The sequence below is a fragment of the Bacillus sp. AP50 genome, from assembly GCF_040492675.1.
GTDB classification, from domain to species: Bacteria; Bacillota; Bacilli; order Bacillales; family Bacillaceae_G; genus Bacillus_A; species Bacillus_A cereus.
In genome coordinates this window covers 1-1093 of sequence record NZ_JBEUTW010000770.1, presented here as the reverse complement: position 1 = coordinate 1093, position 1093 = coordinate 1, and the positions used below count along the sequence as shown (strand labels likewise).

Genomic DNA, 1093 nt, shown 5'->3' with positions numbered 1-1093 from the left:
GTATTATGTTTATGAGATAATACTGGATAATAAATATCTGTTTCAATGTTATACAACTGGTACAATTTATTTTTCACCTCATCTCTTCTTCCATTTATAATTCTAATCGGAAAAAGATGCCAAACATTATCTTCTGTCATCCTAGGTAGCTTTATTAATTCTCTATCCTCTAATTCTTTTAAATTGCGTATATATCGTTGAGCCAAAAATACTCTCTTTAAATTGTTATACGATAGGAACTTAATTCTCTCTAAACCAATAGCTGCTTGAAGGTTATCAATTTTAGAATTAAAGCCAAAATCTAATACTTTTTTATTTTTTTTATCAACTTCAAATCCATGATAACTATATTGATTGCAACGAATTGCAAGATTTTCATTATTAGTAACTATTGCACCCGCCTTACCACATACACCAAAGTTTTTATATGGATTAAAACTCAGAATAATAATATCTCCATATTCTCCAAGGTTTGAGGAACCAATAGCCTGACATGCATCTTCAATAATTCTTAACTGATAAACATCTGCAATTTCACGAATTCTTTTCATATCACATTGTTTACCATACAAATGAACAGGTAAAATGCATTTTGTTTTTTGGGTTATTGCTTCTTCTATTTTAAGTGGATCAATACAATAACTCTTGTGATCAATATCTACAAATACAGGTTTTGCTCCAATTGCTAACACTGCATTTTCAGTAGCAGCAAAACTATTAGCTGGCATAATCACTTCATCGCCTGGCTGAATACCAATAGATAACAAAGACACCATAAGTGCGTCTGTCCCACTACTTGTTGCAATTACAAACTTCTTGTTTAAATAGTCCCCAATTACTTCTTCTAATTTTTTAGAAAATGGTCCACTTGTGAATTGACCTGTCGGTAAAACCTCTTTTAAAGTTCCTATTATTCCGTCAATTTCACTTTGAGAAATTAGCCGATTAACTGGCATAAATTCTATTTTCTGTATATTTTTTCTGCTATAATTGAAAATATCTTTTTCTATATCAATATCTATTTTCAATTTATTTTCTCTAAATAATTTCTCTTTCATTTTGTGATTCGGTAATACATTACTAATTTCAAATT

General features: G+C 29.6%; 1 protein-coding gene. It reads right to left on the bottom strand.

Annotation, left to right across the window (positions count from 1 at the left end; all coding sequences use genetic code 11):
• Positions 1 to 1093: DegT/DnrJ/EryC1/StrS family aminotransferase (locus ABWK52_RS29350; RefSeq protein ID WP_353772380.1), on the bottom strand; the 1093-nt coding region annotated here is incomplete at both ends.